The sequence below is a fragment of the Streptomyces ureilyticus genome (genome assembly GCF_011045025.1).
GTDB lineage: Bacteria > Actinomycetota > Actinomycetes > Streptomycetales > Streptomycetaceae > Streptomyces > Streptomyces ureilyticus.
The window spans coordinates 1-1,071 of sequence record NZ_JAAKZX010000478.1; the positions used below are offsets into that span (position 1 = coordinate 1).

Below are 1,071 nucleotides of genomic sequence, written 5' to 3' on the forward strand. Positions count from 1 at the left end.
GGCGGTGGTGTCGAAGACGTCCATGCCGGGGACGACGCGGGCGGCGATCTGGAACCGTTCGAGGCGGTCGGTGCCGCCCGGAGACTCGCCCAGGCCGACGGTGTGTTGGGATCGTGTGCGGCTGCGGGTTCGTTGTGGCTGGTCGCGCCCGCGCGGCGGAGCCGCAAATCGGCACAGCCCCGCGCCCCTATCGGGGCGCCCCTCCAGCGCCCCTAAGAGCTCCCTTTCAGCCCTCAGTCGAACCAGCGGTCCCTCGCCAGCTCCTCCGTCCTGGACGGGTCCTCCAGTAGTGCCGCCACCTCGAAGCGGCGGGGCCACTGGCCTGCCGCCCAGGCCAGGCCTGCTGCCACACCCTCCAGGGTGGACGCGTGAAGGACGCCGTCCCGTGTGCGGCGCCAGTCGAGTTCGATGCCGTCTACGAAGAGTTCCTCGTGTTCTACGTATGTCTCGGGGGTCGAGCGGCCCAGTAGGACGCGGACGGAGTCCGGGACCTCGCGTTCTACGCCCTCGGACGTCACCTCGCCCGTTACCGACTCGCTCAGGCGGCGGACCTGGAACAGCTCGGCGAGGTCTGCGGCTCGGGCCGGGCGTACGGGGAGCAGGGGGACCCCGGTCGTGAACGGGAGCAGGTCCGGGGAGTCCACGACCACCGCTTCGGACGCGTCCACTACCACGATCTCGCCGTCCCGCACCGCCCGCAGCTCATCCGGCAGCGTCACCTGCTCCGGGTCCAGGTTCGCCAACGCGCCGTAAAGCGCGTGCAGTTGGGGAGACGAGACCTCCCGGTCCGGGTCGGCCAGGCGGTCCAGGAGTTCGGCTGCGCCGCCGGGTTCGTCCAGGAGGGCGGCTACGGAGGTGCGTACGCCCAGGGCCCGGAGTACCTGCTCGTCCTCGAAGCCGGTGGCGTCGGCTTCGTCGTACAGGCCGTGGAGGAGGGGGTCGCCGCCTGCGGCTCGCAAACCGGCCGGGCGGCGGCCGTGCAGGACCGGGTGGCCGCGCAGCCACCATGCCGTGTACGGGCGGACGATCTCGTGTGTGCCGTCCGGGAGCAGGACGCGTACCGGCTGGGTG

General features: G+C 71.9%; 1 protein-coding gene and 1 pseudogene. One reads left to right on the forward strand and one right to left on the reverse strand.

Annotated elements, in window-relative coordinates; all coding sequences use genetic code 11:
• On the forward strand, positions 1 to 216 hold a 216-nt coding region (locus tag G6048_RS49090), incomplete at its 5' end, for a hypothetical protein (protein ID WP_206343059.1).
• A 17-nt stretch (positions 217 to 233) separates the two neighbouring features.
• On the opposite strand, the pseudogene G6048_RS48245 reads toward G6048_RS49090, so the two are convergent.
• Positions 234 to 1,071, reverse strand: a pseudogene (locus G6048_RS48245) (sacsin N-terminal ATP-binding-like domain-containing protein); the annotation flags it as partial.